This window comes from Amorphus sp. 3PC139-8 (assembly GCF_040750475.1).
Classification (GTDB): domain Bacteria; phylum Pseudomonadota; class Alphaproteobacteria; order Rhizobiales; family Amorphaceae; genus Amorphus.
In genome coordinates, this window is the sequence record NZ_JABJVY010000033.1 from 29635 (window position 1) to 49427 (window position 19793).

At 64.1% G+C, this 19793-nt stretch carries 20 protein-coding genes and 1 tRNA gene; 17 read left to right on the top strand and 4 right to left on the bottom strand.

The window, feature by feature from the left end:
• The first annotated feature begins 65 nt into the window (after positions 1 to 65).
• The 5 genes from HNS03_RS22610 to HNS03_RS22630 all read left to right on the top strand — a co-directional run bounded on the left by HNS03_RS22610 (position 66) and on the right by HNS03_RS22630 (position 5282).
• Complete coding sequence (locus HNS03_RS22610; protein WP_367198324.1) at positions 66 to 1763, top strand: methyltransferase domain-containing protein; 1698 nt, start codon at positions 66 to 68, stop codon at positions 1761 to 1763.
• A gap of 294 nt (positions 1764 to 2057) precedes the next feature.
• Positions 2058 to 3029, top strand: a complete 972-nt coding sequence (locus tag HNS03_RS22615) for a glycine betaine ABC transporter substrate-binding protein (RefSeq protein ID WP_367198325.1) — start codon at positions 2058 to 2060, stop codon at positions 3027 to 3029.
• 54 nt (positions 3030 to 3083) lie between these two features.
• Positions 3084 to 3713: a L,D-transpeptidase gene (locus HNS03_RS22620; RefSeq protein ID WP_367198343.1), complete on the top strand. Its 630-nt coding sequence runs from the start codon at positions 3084 to 3086 to the stop codon at positions 3711 to 3713.
• Positions 3714 to 3950: 237 nt separating this feature from the next.
• Complete coding sequence (locus HNS03_RS22625) at positions 3951 to 4634, top strand: L,D-transpeptidase (RefSeq protein WP_367198326.1); 684 nt, start codon at positions 3951 to 3953, stop codon at positions 4632 to 4634.
• A gap of 321 nt (positions 4635 to 4955) precedes the next feature.
• Positions 4956 to 5282: a hypothetical protein gene (locus tag HNS03_RS22630; protein ID WP_367198327.1), complete on the top strand. Its 327-nt coding sequence runs from the start codon at positions 4956 to 4958 to the stop codon at positions 5280 to 5282.
• Positions 5283 to 5303: 21 nt separating this feature from the next.
• Here HNS03_RS22630 and HNS03_RS22635 read toward each other — a convergent pair whose 3' ends face one another.
• Positions 5304 to 5759, bottom strand: a complete 456-nt coding sequence (locus HNS03_RS22635; protein ID WP_367198328.1) for a MarR family winged helix-turn-helix transcriptional regulator — start codon at positions 5757 to 5759, stop codon at positions 5304 to 5306.
• Positions 5760 to 5835: 76 nt separating this feature from the next.
• Between HNS03_RS22635 and HNS03_RS22640 the strand changes: the two genes are divergently transcribed.
• Both HNS03_RS22640 and HNS03_RS22645 read left to right on the top strand, forming a co-directional pair.
• Positions 5836 to 6228, top strand: coding sequence for an antibiotic biosynthesis monooxygenase (locus tag HNS03_RS22640; RefSeq protein ID WP_367198329.1), 393 nt, complete (start codon positions 5836 to 5838; stop codon positions 6226 to 6228).
• A 2-nt stretch (positions 6229 to 6230) separates the two neighbouring features.
• Positions 6231 to 6755, top strand: a complete 525-nt coding sequence (locus tag HNS03_RS22645) for a cytochrome b (protein ID WP_367198330.1) — start codon at positions 6231 to 6233, stop codon at positions 6753 to 6755.
• Positions 6756 to 6776: 21 nt separating this feature from the next.
• On the opposite strand, the gene HNS03_RS22650 is transcribed toward HNS03_RS22645, so the two are convergent.
• On the bottom strand, positions 6777 to 7391 hold the full coding sequence (locus HNS03_RS22650; protein ID WP_367198331.1) for a TetR/AcrR family transcriptional regulator: 615 nt from the start codon (positions 7389 to 7391) through the stop codon (positions 6777 to 6779).
• Between the two features lie 454 nt (positions 7392 to 7845).
• Between HNS03_RS22650 and HNS03_RS22655 the strand changes: the two genes are divergently transcribed.
• The 9 genes from HNS03_RS22655 to cynS all read left to right on the top strand — a co-directional run bounded on the left by HNS03_RS22655 (position 7846) and on the right by cynS (position 15957).
• Positions 7846 to 8676: an ABC transporter ATP-binding protein gene (locus HNS03_RS22655; protein ID WP_367198332.1), complete on the top strand. Its 831-nt coding sequence runs from the start codon at positions 7846 to 7848 to the stop codon at positions 8674 to 8676.
• Between the two features lie 32 nt (positions 8677 to 8708).
• Positions 8709 to 9962, top strand: a complete 1254-nt coding sequence (locus HNS03_RS22660) for an ABC transporter substrate-binding protein (RefSeq protein ID WP_367198333.1) — start codon at positions 8709 to 8711, stop codon at positions 9960 to 9962.
• On the top strand, positions 9959 to 10816 hold the full coding sequence (locus HNS03_RS22665) for an ABC transporter permease (protein ID WP_367198334.1): 858 nt from the start codon (positions 9959 to 9961) through the stop codon (positions 10814 to 10816). The genes HNS03_RS22660 and HNS03_RS22665 overlap by 4 nt, the downstream gene beginning before the upstream one ends.
• A gap of 37 nt (positions 10817 to 10853) precedes the next feature.
• The gene (locus HNS03_RS22670) at positions 10854 to 11390 is read left to right on the top strand and encodes an OsmC family protein (protein ID WP_367198335.1); all 537 of its coding nucleotides are present in this window, start codon (positions 10854 to 10856) and stop codon (positions 11388 to 11390) included.
• A gap of 76 nt (positions 11391 to 11466) precedes the next feature.
• Positions 11467 to 12609: an acyl-CoA dehydrogenase family protein gene (locus HNS03_RS22675; protein WP_367198336.1), complete on the top strand. Its 1143-nt coding sequence runs from the start codon at positions 11467 to 11469 to the stop codon at positions 12607 to 12609.
• A 113-nt stretch (positions 12610 to 12722) separates the two neighbouring features.
• Entirely contained in the window at positions 12723 to 13598 is an 876-nt protein-coding gene (locus tag HNS03_RS22680) for a sulfurtransferase (protein WP_367198337.1), read from the top strand.
• A 10-nt stretch (positions 13599 to 13608) separates the two neighbouring features.
• Complete coding sequence (locus HNS03_RS22685; protein ID WP_367198338.1) at positions 13609 to 14229, top strand: 2-hydroxychromene-2-carboxylate isomerase; 621 nt, start codon at positions 13609 to 13611, stop codon at positions 14227 to 14229.
• Positions 14226 to 15425: an NAD(P)/FAD-dependent oxidoreductase gene (locus HNS03_RS22690; protein ID WP_367198339.1), complete on the top strand. Its 1200-nt coding sequence runs from the start codon at positions 14226 to 14228 to the stop codon at positions 15423 to 15425. The genes HNS03_RS22685 and HNS03_RS22690 overlap by 4 nt, the downstream gene beginning before the upstream one ends.
• A gap of 43 nt (positions 15426 to 15468) precedes the next feature.
• Complete coding sequence (cynS, locus tag HNS03_RS22695) at positions 15469 to 15957, top strand: cyanase (protein WP_367198340.1); 489 nt, start codon at positions 15469 to 15471, stop codon at positions 15955 to 15957.
• A 192-nt stretch (positions 15958 to 16149) separates the two neighbouring features.
• Here cynS and HNS03_RS22700 read toward each other — a convergent pair whose 3' ends face one another.
• Complete coding sequence (locus tag HNS03_RS22700; protein ID WP_367198344.1) at positions 16150 to 17775, bottom strand: acyl-CoA synthetase; 1626 nt, start codon at positions 17773 to 17775, stop codon at positions 16150 to 16152.
• 203 nt (positions 17776 to 17978) lie between these two features.
• Positions 17979 to 18054: transfer RNA gene (locus HNS03_RS22705), tRNA-Arg, on the bottom strand.
• A 496-nt stretch (positions 18055 to 18550) separates the two neighbouring features.
• Between HNS03_RS22705 and HNS03_RS22710 the strand changes: the two genes are divergently transcribed.
• Positions 18551 to 19501 (top strand): aldo/keto reductase, encoded by a 951-nt coding sequence (locus HNS03_RS22710; RefSeq protein ID WP_367198341.1) that lies wholly within the window; start codon positions 18551 to 18553, stop codon positions 19499 to 19501.
• Positions 19502 to 19793 lie beyond the last annotated feature (292 nt).

A 19793-nucleotide genomic window follows, 5' to 3' on the forward strand; every position in this document is an offset into this window, starting at 1 on the left:
GTGCGCTTCAGCGCACGCGGCGCCCTGCAATCGCCGAAGAGGCCGGACAGCGAAGGACCGTACCGATGCAACAGAAAGCCGAACAGAACACCGAGCTCGTCGCCACTGAACAGCAGTATGGCGAGGACCCGACCGCGGTTCGCGAAACCGATCAGTACCGGGCCGAATATATTCAGTCGTTCGTGGAGAAGTGGGACGAGCTGATCGACTGGGAGGGCCGCGCCGAGAGCGAGGGCCGCTTCTTCATCGACGTTTTGCGTTCCCGCGGGGCCCACACCGTGCTCGACGTGGCGGCCGGAACGGGCTTCCACTCCGTGCGCCTGCTGGAGGCGGGCTTCGACGTCACCACCTGTGACGGCAGCGCCGCGATGCTGGCCCGCGCTTTCGAAAACGGCAAGCAGCGCCAGCTCATCCTGAAGACGGTGCAGTCGGACTGGCGCTGGCTTTCCAAGGACGTCAACGGAAAGTTCGACGCCATCATCTGCCTTGGCAACTCGTTTACGCATCTGTTCGACGAGAACGACCGTCGCCGGGCGCTTGCGGAGTTCTACGCCTGCCTGAAGCACGATGGCGTGCTGATCCTCGATCAGCGCAACTATGACGCCATTCTCGACAAGGGCTTCAGCACCCAGCACAAATACTACTATTGCGGCGACCAGGTCGTGGCCGAGCCGGAATATGTGGACGACGGTCTGACCCGGTTCCGCTATTCCTTCCCGGACGGATCCCAGTACAACCTGAATATGTGCCCGATCCGGAAGAACTATATGCGCAAGCTGCTGCGCGAGGCCGGGTTCCAGACCATCCGCACCTATGGCGACTTCCAGGAGAGCCATGAGGAGTACGATCCGGACTTCTTCGTCCACGTCGCGGAGAAGACGTTCATCGAGGACGCCGGTCAGCCGGAAGACGAGACCCTCGCCGACACCGCCCAGGCGGCGGCCGATACGGCGGAGGCGTATTACGACGACAAGGCGGCCGACCAGTTCTACTTCAACATCTGGGGCGGCGAGGACATCCACGTCGGTCTCTACGAGACCACGAAGGACATCAAGGAAGCCAGCCACCTCACCGTTCGCAAGATGTGCGAGAAGTCTGGCAAGGTCGACGCCGACACCAAGGTGTTGGACATCGGCGCCGGCTATGGCGGTTCGGCCCGGGTGATCGCCCGCGAGTACGGCGCCCCGGTCGTCGCGCTCAACATCTCCGAGATCCAGAACGAGCGCGACAGGCAGCTCAACCGGGAGCAGAAGCTCGACCATCTGGTGACGGTGAAGCACGGTTCCTACGAGGACATCCCGGAGGCCGACGAGAGCTTCGACCTGGTGTGGTCGCAGGACGCGATCCTGCACTCCGGCAACAAGCGGAAGGTGTTTGAGGAAGTGTTCCGGGTGCTGAAGCCCGGCGGCCGCTTCATCTTCACCGATCCGATGCAGGCTGACGTGGTGTCCGATCCGGCGCTGTTGCAGCCGGTGCTGGATCGCCTGCACCTCGACAACATGGGCTCGTTTGCGCTCTACCGTAAACTGGCGCGGGAAGCGGGCTTTACCGAGGGTGAGCATCTGGAGCTGACCCACAATCTGCGCACTCACTATGCCCGGGTCGCCGAAGAGGTGAAGGCCGACTACGACAACCTGGTCAAGCTGTCGGCCGAGGACTACCTGCAGCGCATGCTGAAGGGCCTCGACGCCTGGGTGACGGCGGCCGATGCCGGCAATCTGGCCTGGGGCATCCTGCTCTTCCAGAAGCCGGAAGCAATCTAAGCCGGGGTCAGGAAAGACGGGAGGCGGGTTTTCGTTTCCCGCTCTCCCTTCTCGAACCGAATGCGAAAGGGCGCGCTTGCCGGCGCGCCCTTTTTTTGAGAGCGCCGCGATTGCACTCTACACATTCGTTTGAACGGGGGCGAAAGCCGGCTTTCGGAGCAATCCGAGACTGGACCTGGCGCCCTCAATTCATACTCTTGAGACTTGGAATCGGCTTTAGGTCGTCGTCACGTGCTGCGGCTAACGGCCTGGAGCGATCCGGCCGGACAGCCCCAGACAGAGGGAGGACTTTGGATGCGCATGCGCACCCTACGTCGCGTCGCGTTCGCGGCAGTCGCGATCGTCGCCAGCGTTTCGGCGCCGGTGCCGGGGCGAGCGGCAGACATCGTGATCGGGGTGGCCAACTGGCCGTCAGCGATTGCCACCGCCCATCTTTTGAAGGCGCTGGTCGAGACCAAACTGGGCAAGACCGCCACGCTTGAGGAGGCCTCCCTGCCCGAGCTGTTCGCCGCGGCCGATGCCGGCACCGTCGACATCCTTCCGGAGGTCTGGCTGCCGAACTACCGGGCCCAGGTGCGCAGCTATGTCGACAAGGAACACTCCGTGGTGCTGGCGCCGCGCGGCATTCCCGCGCGCCAGGGCCTTTGCACCACAAAGGTGGCTGCGGAAGAATACGATCTCCATTCCGTCGAGGATCTGACCAAGCCCGAAACGGCCGGCCTTCTCGACACCGACCAGGACGGGCGCGGCGAGATCTGGATCGGCGCCGACGGATGGAACTCCACCAACGTGGAGCGCATCCGGGCCAAGAGCTACGGCTACGACAAGACCATGACGCTGATCTCCGCCGACGAGCCGGTGGCCATGGCCGGCCTCGACGTGGCCGTCGCGCTGGGCGAACCGATCGTGTTCTACTGCTACGAACCCCACCACATGTTCGCGCTGCACGATCTGGTCATGCTGGAGGAGCCTCCGCATGATCCGACCAAGTGGGTGATCCGTACGCCCGAAGACACTCCGGATTGGCTGGAGCAGTCCACCGCGGCGACCGCGTGGCCGGTCTCCTTCATTCACACCGCCTATCGCAGCGGTTTCGACGACGATGCACCGGAAGTGGTCGCCCTCCTCTCCAATCTCGACCTGGAGGCCGACGCCATCTCGGATATGACCTACGCCCTGATCGTGGAACGCCGCGATCCGGATGCCTACGCCGCCGAATGGATCGAAGCCAACCCGGATCGGGTGGCGCGCTGGCTCGCAGAATAAGCCGAGGAAAGACACGCCATGACCGCACGACACCTTCTTGTCGCCTTCGCCGCCATGCTCCTCACGGCCAGCTTTGCCGCTTCCGCACTGGCGCAACAGACCTCCCGGATCTACGATCCCTCCAGCAACCAGTGGATCGTCTACGATCCGGCAAAGGTGGACCGCGACGCCACCGCTCGCGGCGTCACGCCGGAGCGCTTCAAGCGCAAGCTGGTTCCCTTCCGCACGTCGGAGCCTCCCGGAACCATCATCATCGACACCGACCGGAAATTCCTGTTCTACGTGCTGCCGAATTTCCAGGCGATCCGCTACGGCGTGGGCGTGGGCAAAGAAGGCTTCGGCTGGTCCGGCGAGGTCTATGTGGGCCGCAAGGCGGAATGGCCGAGCTGGACTCCGACCCCGGACATGATCGAACGTGATCCCTCGCTCACCGAATATGTCACCGGCATGCCCGGCGGGATCGAAAATCCGCTCGGGGCCCGCGCCCTCTATCTCTACCAAAGCGGGCGCGACTCGCTCTATCGCATCCACGGCACCAACGAGCCCTGGTCGATCGGCCTCAACGTTTCGTCCGGCTGCATCCGCATGAACAATGCCGACGTGGAAGATCTGTTCTCCCGGGCACCGGTCGGCACCAAGGTGATCGTTCTGAAGCAAGGCGCAGCGCTGTTCCAGCCGAGCTGATCGAAGGAGCATCGCGCAACCCGCAGATGTCGCGCGCCAGCCTTTGCGACGCGGAGACGTGAGGCACGCGGTTCGCTCACCGGATCGTGTTCGTCCAGTCTCCGTTCTCGCGCGCAAACGAGGCTGTCACCCGTATTTTTTGCGGCCCGTTGTGCTACTCGCATCCAACGAGTCCGATGATGGTATCGGGTCGCACCTGATCAAGTGCGCCCCGGATGTGGATGTAGAGGCTGGCCGATGATCTCTTCCGTAACGACACGCCGCGCCGCGCGCCCCGCCGCCACACTGGCAATCGCCGCGGCCGTGTCCGGCGGGCTGTTGCTTGCCCCGGCGGCAGCCCAGGAGCAGATCTTCGATCCGGCGAGCAGCTCGTGGATCAGCTACAACCCATCCCAGCTCGATCGCGGCACCGTCGGGCGCAAGGGCGTTCCCCAGAAATATAAGCGCACCGAAGTGCGGTTCCGCACCGGCGAAGCGCCCGGCACGATCATCGTCGATACCGACAAGCACTATCTCTACTACGTGCTTCCCGGCGGCAAAGCTGTCCGCTACGGGGTTGGCGTCGGACGCGAGGGCTTCGCCTGGTCCGGCGAAACCAAGGTCGGCCGCAAAGCGCAATGGCCGAGCTGGACGCCGCCTGCAGAGATGATCGCGCGCGACCCCAAGCTGAAGAAATATGCCGGCGGCATGCCCGGCGGCGTCGACAACCCGCTCGGCGCCCGTGCGCTCTATCTCTACGAAGGCAACCGCGACTCGCTCTACCGCATCCACGGCACCAACGAGCCGTGGTCGATCGGTCAGAACGTCTCGTCGGGATGCATCCGTATGCTCAACGACGATGTCGAGGATCTCTACAGCCGCGCCTCCGTGGGCTCGAAAGTCGTCGTGATCCAAAATGGCGGACTGCTGTCGGGATTTTAGCGCCCGCCCCTAGGTCATGGACTAGGCATAGAGGCTGCGTCGAAGAAAGGGCCGGTGCAGCCCGAGTCGAAGTTCACAACAGCCTCTAGAGCATGTCCAGGCCAAGTGGAAACCGGTTGGCCGTCCGGACATGCGTCAAAACAAAGGGTTAGAGCCGATCGGCGTTTCCGTGAAACGCTGACAGGCTCTAACTTCGGAGCACATCTCAGGCGCCACAGGTGCTGACGCGTTGTTACAAACACTCGGTAGAGTGACACGGGGAAATTGGCGAAGATCACAGCCTAAATATTGGGAACGCCTCAACCCATAAGGGGGTCGACCATGCGTCGTCACCATGTTCGTGTTGCCCGCCTCGCTGCCGCCGCCGTCCTGCTTACCGCGTCAGCTTCAACCGCCCTCGCGCTCGATCCCGGACCCGGTGTGGGACGGCCGGGTCCCGGTGTGCGCCCGGCCCTTACACCTGGCGTCGGCGTTGGAGCGCCGGGCGTGGGTGTCGCGCCGGGCACGCCGGCGACCCGCACGATCGCGCGTCTGCCGGCGGGGTGTACGAGTGTGCGCTATCACGGCTACGCCGCCTATCACTGCGGCGGCGTCTACTATCGCCCTGTGGTCCAGAACAACACCACGGTCTACGTCGTCATCGACTGACCCAGACAACAGCCACGCCGATCAATGCGGTCCGTCCGCTTCGTCCTGGGCGGCCCGCATGGTCTCTATTACCGTCGTCATCATCGCGACGAACTGAGCGCGTTCGGCCGGATCCAGCCGGGCGAGCGCGAGATTATTCTGCGCCTTCGCGGCCTCGATCGCGGGCGCTTCGAGCGCCTTAGCCTTCGCCGTCAGCCAGATCTGCTGGGAGCGCCCGTCTGCCGGATGCGGCGTGCGACGGATTAGGCCGTCACGCTCCATGCGGGCGAGCGTGTTCGCCATCGTCGCCTGCTCGATCGACAGCCGCTCGGTCAGTTCCTTTTGCGTCAAACCATCGTTGACCCAAAGCTCCAGCAGCGCCGGGAAATTTCCCGGCGATAGCCCGAGCGGCCGAATGCGTGCGTGTATCCCCTGAGCGAACAGGCGCGCCATGTGGTTGGCCAGATAGCCGGCAGAGGTCCATTTGTCAAAATCCATGCGCCCTTTGTGCACTTGTATAGCTCGCTATTCAATTATATATAGCTTGCTATCTATATAGCCGAAGGAGACATCCATGACCCGCCGCTCTCCCTTGTCCACAGCCGCTGCGGCAGCCGCGACGCTCGCCACCGCCGTACCGGCCGCCGCCGACGTCACCCTCATCAACGTGTTCGAGATCCCTCCGGGTCAGGAAGAGCGCGTGATCACCGCCTGGGAAAAGGCCCGAGACTTTCTGAAGGAGGAGCCCGGCTACGTGACCACAGCACTCCATCGCGCCGTGTCTCCGAATGCCCGGTTCGCGCTCGTCAACGTGGCGACCTGGGAAAGCCCTGAAGCATTTATGGTCGCGACCAAGCGCATGCAGGACGCGAACATTTTCCCCGATATCGAAGGGCTAGGCGTCAATCCGGCGCTTTACCGGATCGTGCGCCGGGATGACGGCGCGTCCTCGCCCTCGGAGAACTGATCATGCGCATCAAAAGCTCCCCGGAGCGCTACGGGGTGGTGGCGATCGCCCTGCATTGGACGATCGCCGTCCTCCTCCTCGTCGCTTTGGCGTCCGGGTTCGCCGCCGACAGCCTGGGACCCGGAGGTGCAGGCCCCCTCGCCCTCCATGCCGCCAGCGGTATCCTGGCCGCGATCTTGATGGTGGTCCGGCTCTTGTGGTGGTGGTCCGCCGATACGCGGCCGGCCGCGCTTGCCGGACCGGCCAAGCCGGTCGCGACCGCGACCCATGTCCTGTTGCAGCTCATTCCGCTTGCGCTCGCATTCAGCGGGGCGGCCATGCTGGTCCTGTCCGGCACCCTACCCGCCTTGATTGACGGCGGGCCGCTGCTCGACTTTTCGGGCCTTGCGGCGCGGGGGCCACACGGGATCGCCGCCCGCCTGCTGATTGCGCTGATCGTGCTGCACGTGGCCGGCGCGCTCTACCACCATGTCCGGCTCAAGGACTCCACCTTGGCACGGATGGGGATCGGAACCGCACGCTTCTAGCGCCGATACAGGAAGCGGCCGTCAGGCCGCTTCCTTGGATTCGCTTCCGAGCGCGTCCTCCAGAATGGTCCCGAACGCCTGCCCAGCGATCCGGGCGACCTTAGGATCCTTGGTGATCATCGCGGTGACAATCGCTCCGTCGATCAGCATCGCCGCCTGATGGGTCAGGCGTTTCGGATCCGCCGCTCCTGCCTCCAGCGACAAGCGCTCGATCTCCTCCAGCACGACCGTCTTGTGCGCAATCGCCAGTTCGCGCATGCGGTCGTCCGCCTTCGAGCCCTCGCCGACGGCATTGATGAACGGACACCCGTAGAAGCGCTTCGCGGCGAACCAGCTCTCCAGCACCTTGAAGATGCGCTCCAGCTTCTTGCGCGGGCCGCCGCGGGCGCGATGAACCTCGCTCAAAAACCAGGTGCGCCAGGCGCGGCCTTCCGCGTCCAACACCGCCTCGACCAGCCCCTCCTTGGAGCCGAAGCACTTGTAGAGGGTCGTCTTGGCGGTCCCGGCAAGCGCTACGACCTTGTCGACGCCGGTGGCGCTGATGCCGTCGCGGCAGAACAAGACCGACGCCGCCTCCACCAACTTATCGCGCGGCGTGTCGCCGAAGACCGGTTCGAACCCGTGCTTCTCGGTCATGCGTGTTCCCTCTCAACGTCAACCGCTTGCGATCCCCACCCCCGACACGCGGGCTGCGGCAATCGCGACAGAAGACCGATCGGCCGCGCGTCGCTCCCACGCGCGCAAACGCGGCGGAAACACGGGCAACACGAGTCGGCAGATACGGACCGATCTGTATCCAATACGCCTCGATCGCGATTTGGGCAACGTTCCAATCGGCTGATTTTCCTAATCAATTGGAAAAGGCACCTTCTCCCACTGCTCATACCGCGGCGCACAATTAAGCGGAAGCCTATTGTTTAAGCAGAGAAAAGGAACCGGTTTCTCTCGGAGCCTTTGAATGTAGAACGTATTTTCTTGTTTATCTACAGATGCTTACATAATCCATGAGCAGTTGGCACAATTTTTGACTATTGACCGGATGGAAACAGACCGGTTTGTTTTTACCGTCGAGATATCGAGGAATTCAGGCATGGCCTTTCGCGGAGCACACATTCAGGTCGACCACGTCAGCCATGCCTATCGGCGCGGTGGTCCGCTCGCGATCCGCGACATGAGCTTCGATGTCACGCCCGGCGAAGCCCTGGTTCTCGTCGGCCGCTCCGGCTGCGGAAAGTCGACGCTGCTGCAGATCCTCTGCGGCCTGCTGCATCCCGCAGATGGCCGGGTCCTGATCGAGGGCGAGCCGGTCGAGGCGCCTTCGCCGGATTGGGTGATGATGTTCCAGGCGCCGAGCCTCTACCCCTGGATGACGGTGGAGCAGAACGTCGCGCTCGGGCTGCGTTTTTCCGGCCGCTCGCGCGAGATCAAGTCCCGGGTGCCGGAGATGCTGGAGTTGGTGGAACTCTCCGCCTTCGCCAAACGCAACGTCCAGGACCTGTCCGGCGGCCAGCAGCAGCGCGTGGCACTGGCACGCTCGCTGGCCCCCAACCCTCACGTCCTCCTGCTGGACGAACCGTTGTCCGCCCTCGACGCCTTCACCCGGCACGCCCTTCAGCGCGACATCCGCCGGATCGCCGCGGAAATGGGCATCACCCTGGTGCTCGTCACCCACGACATCCAGGAGGCCGTCATGATGGCCGATCGCGCGCTGGTGCTGAGCGCCAACCCCGGCGAGATCTCCGCGGAAATCGGGATCCCGATTGCCGGCGAGCGCCTTCCCAACACTCCGGAGTTCGCCGCCGCCCGCCATGAACTCGTGCGCGCCTACGAGGCCGCCGCGGGCCTCGCCATGGCCGATGTCGACCGTCTCGAAACCGAAGCCGCCGAACCGCTGCCGGCCGCGCGCCAGGGCCGCGCGTAAGCGCCCGCCAGATCGCAAAAGAGGGGAATTTCATGGCTGATCACGTCCACCACCACGCGCTCTGCGGATGCGAACATACGGATGCAACCGAAGGGGTGACCCGACGTCAGACCTTGGACATGCTCGCCGCAGGTGGTCTCGCTTCGCTGATGGGCTCGTTCGCCGCCGGCCTGCCCCGTCCGGCCTACGCCCAGGACGACGATGTGGTGCGGATCGGCTATTTGCCGATCACCGACGCAACCGCCCTCCTGGTCGCGCACGGCAAAGGCTTCTTCGAGGACGAGGGCCTGGAAGCGGAACGTCCAACCCTGATCCGGGGTTGGTCGCCGCTGGTGGAATCGTTCGCGGCCAACAAGTTCAACCTGGTCCACCTGTTGAAGCCCATCCCGGTGTGGATGCGCTACAACAACAACTTCCCCGTCAAGCTGATGGCCTGGGCCCACACCAACGGTTCCGCGCTGGTGGTCGGCGGTCACACGGGCATTGAGGATTTCTCCCAGCTCGGCGGCAAGCAGGTGGCGGTGCCGTTCTGGTACTCCATGCACAACATCGTGCTGCAGTACGCGCTTCGAAAGTCCGGCGTTACCCCGGTCATCAAGAGCCAGGGCGAGCCGCTCGCCGACAACGAGTGCAACCTGCAAATCCTGGCGCCGCCGGAGATGCCGGCCGCCCTCGCCTCGCGCAAGATCGACGCCTACATCGTCGCCGAGCCGTTCAACGCCATGGGCGAGATGAAGGCCGGTGGTCGGGTGCTGCGCTTCACCGGCGACATCTGGAAGAACCATCCCTGCTGCGTGATCTGCATGCACGAGCAGACCACGACCCATAAGCCGGAGTGGACTCAGAAGGTCATGAACGCGCTCGTCAGGGCGCAGATCTACGCCTCCGAAAACCCGACCGACACCGCGATGCTGCTGTCGCGCGATGGCCAAGGCTATCTGCCGATGCCGGCATCCGTGATCGAGCGGGCGATGACCGACTATGCCCAGGACGAGACCTATCTCGCCGACGGCGCGATCAAGCATCCCGACTGGGGCAACCATCGCATCGACTTCCAGGGCTGGCCCTACCCGACGGCGACCAAGCTGATCGTGGAGGAGATGAACAAGACCCTGGTCGCCGGCGACACCACCTTCCTGCAGGGCCTGGATCCGGAGTTCGTGGCCGACGACCTGGTCAATTACGACTTCGTGAAAGCCGCGCTGCAGAAGTATCCGGACTGGCAGAACGACCCCTCCGTCAATCCGGATGATCCGTTCAACCGGGAAGAGGTGCTGGCGCTGTGACGGCTTCCGGCGACATCGCAGAGCGCGAGACCGGCGGGTCGGTCTCGCTCACCATGCGCCCGCCGCCCGGGTCGGCGGAGCGCATGGGCAAGGCGCTCGAAGGGCTGTTCTATGCCGTCCTCGGCATCGCCCTTCTCCTGGCGCTATGGTGGCTCGGCGCCTGGGCCGTGCGCAACAACCCGCGCCTGTTCGCCTTCGCCGACTTCGCCCCGGCGCCGGCGCTCGCCAGTCTGTGGCGGATGATCACCACCGGCGAGGCCGTCGACATGAGCGCGCCGAGCCTCTACCGGGTCGGCGGCGGCCTGCTATGGGCGGTCTGCCTGGGCGTCCCGATGGGGCTGGTGATCGGCTGGTTCGAGACGGCGCGCAAGATCACCAACGTACCGTTCCAGTTCCTGCGCATGATCAGTCCGCTGTCGTGGATGCCGATCGCGGTCATGGTCTACGCCACCTGGGATGCGGCGATCATCTTTCTGATCGCGGTCGCCGCCATCTGGCCGGTACTGTTTTCCACCGCCGCCGGGCTCAAGCGGATCGACCCGGCCTGGTTCAAGGTTGCCCGCAACCTTGGCGCCCGGCCCTGGCACATGCTGTTCGTGATCATCCTGCCCGCGATTTCGCAGGACATCCTGACCGGCATGCGTCTGGCCCTCGGCGTCGCCTGGATCGTGCTGGTGCCGGCCGAATATCTCGGCGTCACCTCCGGCCTCGGCTACGCCATCAACGATGCCCGCGACACGCTGGAATACGACCGGCTCGCGGCCACCGTCCTCATCATTGGTTTCATCGGCTTCACGCTCGACAGCCTGCTTCAGCTCGCCATCCGACGGCTGAACTGGGTGCGCGCGCGCTGAACGGACGCTTCGTCCAATCTGAAAGAAGGAGACGACTATGTCAGAACCCGCAACGGCCCTGACCGGCTGCCTGGCCCCGATCGACAAAGCGGGTCTGGAGGACCTCATCGCCAAGGGCAAGGCAGACCCCAAGGCGGTCAAAACGCTCAAGTGCAAGACCGTGGCCGAAGGCCGCTTCCGGCACGCCAACTATATCCGCGACCTGCAGCCCTACATCGTGGACGAGCCGCCCGGCCTGCTCGGCGACGACACCGCGCCGAACCCGTCGGAGGCCTCGCTTGCCGCCCTCGGCTCCTGCATCGCCGTCGGGCTGCATGCCAACGCCATCCATCGTGGCATCACGATTGAATCCCTCGAGCTGGAGCTCGAAGGCGATCTCAACATCACCGCGGTCTGGGGCACCGGCGACGTCACCGAGAAGCCGGTCGGTTTCACCGACGTGCGCGTCAAGGTGAACATGAAAGCCGACTGCCCGCAGGACGAGATCGACGCGCTGATCGAGCACGTGTGCCAGTGGTCGCCGGTGTTCAACACCTTCAAGCGGCCCGTGAACATGGTCGCCACCGCCGTCTGAGCGCGGAAAGACCGCATCCGTGCCGGCCAGTGGTCGGCACGGATGCCGAGACAGGCCTTACCAGATGGACACCGCCATGACTCCTGAGCTCACCATCGCCGACGCGGCCCAAGGCCCCGCCGTGCTCGCCGGCCCCGCCGGCATCCTCTCCTCCGTCAAAGAGATCGCCCGCAAGGAGCTCGCCCCGCAGGTGCTGGCGATCGACCGCGACGGCGTTTATCCGGAAGACACCATTCGCGCCTTCGGCGAAGCCGGTGCCTATCGCAGCCACCTGCCTGGCCTCGACGACGCGGCGCCGGACCTCGTCACCTCCATCGAAGCGATGGCGATCGCCGGCGAGCACTGCCTGTCGACATCGTTCTGCATGTGGTGCCAGGACGCGCTCGGCTGGTACATCTACAATTCCGACAACACCGCCATCCGGGACGAGCTCGGCCCGCGCGTGGCCGCCGGCGAGGCGCTCGGCGGCACCGGCCTGTCGAACCCGATGAAGAGCTTCTACGGGATCGAGAAGCTGAAGCTGAAGGCCGAGCGCGTGGAAGGTGGCTACGCGGTGACCGGGCTCCTGCCCTGGGTCTCCAATCTCGGCGACGACCACTATCTCGGCATCGTGTTTGCCGTACCCGGCGATGGCGACAAGAAGGTCATGGCGGTCGCCGATTGCGCGGCCGAAGGCGTGCGCATCGTCCAGAACGAGCATTTCGTCGCGTTGGAGGGTACCCGCACCTTCGCGGTCCAGTTCCGCAAGGCTTTCATTCCGGACGCCCGCGTGCTCGCCGACCCGATCGACGACTATCTGCCCAAGATCCGCGCGGGCTTCATCCTGCTCCAGGCCGGCATGACCTCCGGAATGATCCGGGGCTGCATAGACTTGATGATGCAGATGCGCCAACCGCTCGGCCACGTGAACTGCTATCTGCCCGATCAGCCCGAATCCTTCTCCGACACGCTGGCAGCGATGGAAGAGACCGTCGCGAAGCTTGCCGCGACACCCTACGAGACCAGCCAAGATTATCTCGTGGAGGTGGTCCGCGCCCGGCTTGCCGCCGGCGAGGCCGCCGTCCAAGCCGCCCACAATGCCATGCTCCATTGCGGCGCGCGCGGCTACGTCGCCGAGGGGGCCGCCCAGCGGCGTCTGCGCGAGGCCTATTTCTGCGCCATCGTCACACCCGCCACCAAGCAGCTTCGCAAAATGCTGGCCGATCTCGGCGCGGCCTGACCGGAGACAAAAGTCCCGGATCAATTTCGGGCTCCGCGACATACCGGAGCTCCAACCAGGGCGAATGCCCCGTTTCCTCCCAGAGAAACCACGCACCTGACAGGGGAACTTGAATGACCAAGACGCTTGTTTCTCCGAAAGACCTTGAAGCCATGATGGCTGCCGGCGACGTCGTCGTGATCGACACGCGCAGCCCGGAGGCCTACGGCGCCGGCCACACTCCCGGCGCCGTGAACCTCCACGACATCTTCACCTATCTGGCCACCTCCACGCCGGACGGCATGAAGGAGCTCACGGACAAATTCGCGGCCGAGTTTGGCGGCACCGGCCTCTCCGGCAAGGAGACCGCCGTGCTGTGCGAACAGTCGATGGCAACCGGTTTCGGCCAGTCCTGTCGCGGCTACTTCCTGCTCAAATATCTGGGCTATCCGAACGCGGCCATCCTGCATGGCGGCGTCTCGGCCTGGGAGGCCGAGGGCCTGCCGATGTCGACGGAAACCCCGACCCCGACGCCCGCGACCTTCCCTATCGATCCGGCCAGCGCCTCGCTGATTGCCGACATGGCCGACGTAAAGGCTGCCCTCGACGATCCGGCCGTCACCCTTCTCGACGTCCGCGACGTGGACGAATGGATCGGCGAATCCTCCTCGCCCTACGGCAAGGACTTCTGCCCGCGAAAGGGCCGGCTTCCGGGGGCCGTCTGGATCGAGTGGTACCGGGTGATGAAGCCCTCGCCTGCGGGTCAGGTGTTCAAGACGCCCGACGAACTGAAGGCGGAGTTCGCGACCGTCGGCATCACGCCGGGCGACAAGGTGATCGTCTATTGTTTCAAGGGCGCACGCGCCTCTAACACCTTCGTCGCACTCGCCGAAGCCGGCATCACCGACGTCTCGATCTATTTCGGCTCCTGGAACGAGTGGTCGCGCGATCCCGCCCTTCCGATCGAAGAGGGCCTGCCGTTCGAAAAAGCGCTCGAGCCAGCGGAATGACGCTGCAGCGATGACCAGCGTAATCCGTTACTTCTATACGCCGATCTCTGGATTCGCCTATCTGGGCGAACCACGGCTGATGGAGATCGCTCGGAATGCGGGGGCAACCGTCCGCTTCCGACCGATGGATATCGCAGCGGTCTTCAAAGCAAGCGGGACTGTTCCCCCGGCGGCCCAGCCGCCGGCCCGCCTCGCCTACCGGCTCGTAGACCTTGCGCGCGAAGCAAAGCGCGCAGGGCTGCCGATCCACCCGAAGCCGAAGCACTGGCCGGTGCCTTCCGCACCGGCCGGGCAACTCATCCTGGCCGCAGAAGCGGACGGGATCGACCCGCATCGCGTTTCCTTCGCGCTCCTTAAGGCGATCTACGCCGAAGAGCTCAACATCTCCGACTGGACGACGCTCCATGCGATCGTGACCGACCTCGACCTCGACGCCGATCGTCTACTCGCCCTCGCCGAGACGCCCGAGATCGAAGCCGCGTTTTCCGAGAGCACGGAGGAGGCGATCGCCGCGGGCATATTCGGGTCGCCAACCTATGTCGTCGGCGATGAACTGTTCTTCGGACAGGACCGACTCGACGCGCTGGCCTGGCACCTCACCCAATTGACCAAGGCAGACCGACACGCATGACTGACGCTCCTATCCTGGTGGTCGGTGCCGGCCAGTGCGGCCTGAAGGCCGTGGAGACGCTGCGCACTGGCGGCTACGACGGCGACCTCGTTTTCATCGGCGCCGAACCGCACGCGCCCTACCAGCGCCCGCCACTCTCCAAAGCCTTTCTTAAAGGCGAGATGAGCCGGGATCGCCTAATGCTGAAGCCGGACCGCTTCTTTCAGGAGAAAGCGATTCAAACCCGCTTCGGAGAGGCGGTGGCTGCCATTGCGCCCGAGCGCCGCGAGGTGACGCTCGCCGGTGGCGAGCACCTCGCCTATTCCAAGCTGCTTCTGACCACCGGGACACGTGCCCGCCGGGTTCCCCTCGAGGGGACGGACCTCGCCGGCGTCTTCCATCTGCGCGAACTTGCCGACGTGGAATGGATCGCGGCCAATCTCGATCCGTCGATGCGACTTGCGATCGTGGGCGCGGGCTATATCGGCCTGGAAGTCGCCGCCGCGCTCCGCGTCGCCGGTTATAACGTGACCGTGCTGGAAGGGGCGGAGCGAATTCTGCGTCGGGTGGTCTGCCCCGAGGTCTCCGCCTTCTTCGATGGTCTGCACCGCGATCACGGCGTCGATATCCGCACCTCCACGCTGCCCAGCCGGATCGTCGGCGCGGAGCGGGTGGAAGCGATCGAGTTCTCCGACGGAAACCGGCTGGCCTGCGACGCCGTGCTTCTCGCGGTCGGCGCGGAACCAGTCACGGATCTTGCGGCCGCGGCCGGGATCGGGTGCGAAAACGGCATCCTGGTGGACACCAGCTGCCGCACGTCGGCACCGGATGTCTTCGCCGCCGGCGATTGCGCAGCCTTCCCCTCCGCCCGCTATGGCCGGACCATCCGCCTGGAATGCGTTCAGAACGCGATCGATCAGGGCAAGGCAGCGGCCCAGGCCATGCTCGGCACACCTGTCGCCTACGACCCGCTGCCCTGGTTCTGGTCGGACCAGTACCATGTGAAGCTTCAGATCGCGGGGCTCTCCGACGGCCACACCGAAATCGCCATTGAAGGCGCGCCGAGCGATGCCGGCTTTGCCGTCACCTACCTGAAGGAGGGCGTTCCCGTCGCCGTCGACGCGGTCAACCAGCCGCGCGCCCACATGCTGGCGCGCCGCTCGCTCGCCACGCCCACAGCCGCCGAACCCGCCGCCGCCGCCGCGGGAACGGCCTGATCCTTCCCCCTCACCTCCCAGCCAAGCGAAAAGGAATGCGCAAATGAAACGTTCCGAGCTGACCGAGAAGATTCTCGACCACAAACGCGACAACGACCTCTCCTGGAAAGAGATCGCCGACGAGATCGGTGGCTACACCCAGCTTTTCATCATGGCGGCCCTGCTCGGCAACATGAAGCTGCCGAAACCCCAAGCGGCAAAGGCGGCCAAGCTGTTCGGGCTGTCGAAGTCGGAGGAAAAGCTTCTCAACGAAGTGCCGATGCGCTGCGAAGGTGCCCAGACTCCGCCGACCGACCCGACCCTCTATCGCTTCTATGAGGCGATGCTGGTGTTCGGCCCCACCATGAAGGAATATATCCACGAGGAGTTCGGCGACGGTATCATGTCGGCGATCGATTTCGACCTGGAGGTCGAGCGCCAACCCGATCCCAAGGGCGACCGTGTCCGGATTGTCATGTCGGGCAAGTTCCTGCCCTACAAATATCACGGCGCCGAAGAGGGCGCGATGGCGATCGGCCTGAAGGAAGAGTAGTCCTCTCCCGCTTTCGATCGCCCGCTTTCCGAACGGCGGGCCAATTTGTCATGCCGGCTCGTTCCGAGCCCGCCAGAGCATGTCCCGTTCAAACGGAAGCGGTTTGAACGGGACATGCTGAAGGTATTAATCCTGGAGCCATTTCTTATCGCTCAGACGATTTCGTCTGAGCAGGCCCTAGCCGGAACGGGCCTACGACAGCGTTTTGGCCTGGGAGCGGAGTTCGAATTTCTGGATCTTGCCCGTCGAGGTTTTCGGGAGCGGCGCGAACACCACCGTTCGCGGACATTTATAGTGCGCCAGATGCTCCCGGCAGAAGGCGATGATATCGTCCTCGCTCGCCTCCTTGCCGGCCCTCAGCTCCACGAACGCACACGGCGTCTCGCCCCATTTGGCGTCCGGCCTGGCCACCACGGCAACCGCCGCCACCGCCGGATGGCGGTAGATCACGTCCTCCACCTCCACCGACGAAATATTCTCGCCCCCGGAAATGATGATGTCCTTGGAGCGGTCGCGGATCTGCAGATAGCCGTCGGGATGGACCACGGCGAGATCGCCGGAATGGAACCAGCCCTCGCCGAAGGCCGTGTCGGTGGCCGTCGGGTTCTTCAGATATCCCTTGGCGACCACATTGCCGCGGAACATGATTTCACCGATGGTTTCGCCGTCGTGCGGCACTTCCTCCAGCGTTTCCGGATCGAGCACTTTCAGCTCCGCCAGCACGTGGTAGCGCACCCCCTGGCGCGACTTCAGCCGCGCCCGCTCCTCCACCGGAAGCGCGTCCCACGCCTCGTGCCAGGAGCAGACCACCGCCGGGCCGTATACCTCCGTCAGACCGTAGACATGGGTCACATCGAAGCCGGCGCGCTCCATCGCCTCCAGCGTGGAGGCCGGAGGCGGCGCGGCAGCGGTCATGACCTTCACGATATGCGGCAAGGTCGCGCCCTTGCTGGTGACCGCATCGACCACCATCGACAGCACGATCGGCGCGCCGCAGAAATGCGTCACCCCCTCGTCGTGGACCGCGTTCAGGATGGCCTCCCCGCTCACCTGACGCAGGCAGATATTGGTGCCGGCAAGGGCTGCGACCGTCCAGGGAAAGCACCAGCCATTGCAGTGGAACATCGGCAACGTCCACAGGTAGATTGGATGGTGCGCGAGATCCCAGGCCATCACGTTACCCATCGCCGTCAGATAGGCGCCGCGATGATGATAGACGACACCCTTCGGATCGCCCGTGGTGCCGGAGGTGTAGTTAAGCGCGATCGCGTCCCACTCGTCGGCCGGCGGTGCCCAAGCGAACGCCGGGTCCCCGGCTGCGATGAACGTCTCGTAGTCCAGCTCGCCAATCCGGGGCTGCGGTTTGGCACAAAGCGCATCGTCCACGTCGACAACCGGGATCGACCGTCCGAGCTGGTCGAGCGCCTCCCTCATCACACCGGCGAATTCCGTATCGCAGATGACGAGCTTCGCCTCGCCATGATCCAGCATGAAGGCGATCGCCGCCGCGTCGAGGCGGATGTTCAAGGCGTTGAGGACCGCGCCCGTCATCGGCACACCGAAATGGCACTCGATCATTTCCGGCGTGTTGGCGAGCATGACGGCCACGGTGTCGTTCTTGCCGATACCGCGATCGGCAAGCACCGAAGCGAGTTGGCGAGCGCGATCGTAGACCTCCGCCCAGGCGTAGCGCCGCTCGCCGTGCACGACGGCGAGCCGATTCGGGTAGACGCTGGCGGAGCGCTCCAGAAAGCCGAGCGGCGACAGCGCCGCGAAATTCGCCATGCGGCGATCGAGACCCTGATCGAAGGCGGCCATGGGCATGCAAGCTCTCCCTCACGCATTTTTGGACGGCGTCGATCGGACCGATGTCGGATCGACGCCATCACCATTTTGGTGCGCGCAACGGTCCCAGAAATCCAGCGTGATCAAAAGAGCCTATTTCGGATGGCGGAGAGGATGTCACCCATGTCTTAGGTGCGTTCCGTTCCCATGCCTCCGGGTCGGACACACATACTAAATGGCGACCCCGGCAGGATTCGAACCTGCGACCATCGGCTTAGAAGGCCGGTGCTCTATCCACTGAGCTACGGGGCCCCGCAAAGAAGGCGGCATATCGACGGATCGCGTCTGGACGTTGCCGACCGCCGCTTGTTGGGGTCGGCACCGTCCTAACCGATCCACCGCGCGAAGGGTAGCGCTTCCATACGATCGAGTGGACTTCCCGTCACGGAGCCTGAACCCAATCGACCTCCTAGAACCATTTCTTGTCGCTCGGACGGCTCCGTCTGAACGCAAGAAATAGCTTAAGATTCAATAGGTTGAGGAAGTCCATTTCGTTCAGATCGATTCAATTTGAACGGGACATACTCTAGGTCATGGCCTCATAAATACGAATGTTCCGGGCGGATTTATGAGTTCATGACCTAGCGCTTACCCCGCCGACTGTCTGCAGGATGCGCGAGCGACCGGGCATGCTAGCGACGACCGCCCAAATTCCGGTTAGGCTCGCTCCCGAACGAGCGGGCACCAAGATCGCCATCGGCTTCGCCCGCGCCGGATTCGGCATTTTAAAATATAGGGGAGATTTCCCATGCAACTGCGCCCCCTCGGGTCCACAGGCTTTCAGATCGCGCCGCTGGTGTTTGGCGGCAACGTCTTCGGTTGGACCGCCGACGAGATCACGAGCTTTGCCATTCTGGACCAATTCGTGGACCGCGGCTTCAACGCCATCGACACCGCCGACGGCTATTCTCGCTGGGTGCCCGGCCATTCCGGCGGCGAATCGGAGACCGTGATCGGCAAGTGGCTCGCCGCCAACCCCGACAAGCGCGACAAGATCGTCCTCTTCACCAAGGTCGGCTCCGATATGGGGCTCGGGAAGAAATGCCTGAAGGCGGACTGGATTTTGAAGGAGGTCGACGAATCGCTGCGCCGGCTGCAGACCGACCATATCGACCTCTATTTCTCCCATTGGCCAGACCCGGAAACGCCGCACGAGGAGACGCTTGGCGCCTATGCCAAGCTTCTCGACGCCGGCAAGATCCGCTCGATCGGCGCGTCCAACTACGACGCCGACCTGCTCTCAGCCGCGTTGTCGGTGAGCGAGGAGAAGGGTCTGCCCCGCTATCAGGTGATCCAGCCGGAATATAGCCTCTCCGTGCGCTCCGTCCTGGAAGGTCCGCTGCTGGAACTCACCAAACGCGAGGGAATCGGCGTCGTGACCTATTTCAGCCTCGCGGCCGGCTTTCTGACAGGCAAATACCGCTCCGCAGCCGATTTGGAGGACAAGCCGCGCGGGCGAATGGTCGAGAAATATATGGACGCGCGCGGCCAGAAAATCCTCGCCGCCCTGGACGAGGTGTCGGGCGCCCACAACACCAAGCCCGCGGAAGTGGCTCTTGCCTGGATCATCGCCAAGGACGGCGTGACCGCGCCGATCGCCAGTGCAACCAACATCGACCAGCTTCAGAGCCTGTTCCGGGCGGCCGAGCTTTCGCTCTCCGCCGACGAGATGGCCCTGTTGGACGCCGCAAGCGCCTGAGAAATGGGCGAGCCAGCCTCATCCGGCCCTATACTCTGCAGGTGCTAACGCAAAACCGAAGCGGCGGCGCCTTCACTCCGCCCAATCTCGCGAAAGCGGGAGTCCATAGGGAGTCGGCTGTATTTTTGGCCGGCACTTATCACTCAGGCTCCAGCCACCGGCGCGTCCGATCTCTCTGTCTCAGATGCCTTATGGATTCCCGCTTTCGCGGGAACGAGCAACCGTGTCTGCTATGTGGTCGGTGCGCAGGCCGTCTCGGCGTCGCGGATGATGGCGTTGAGATGGGTGATGA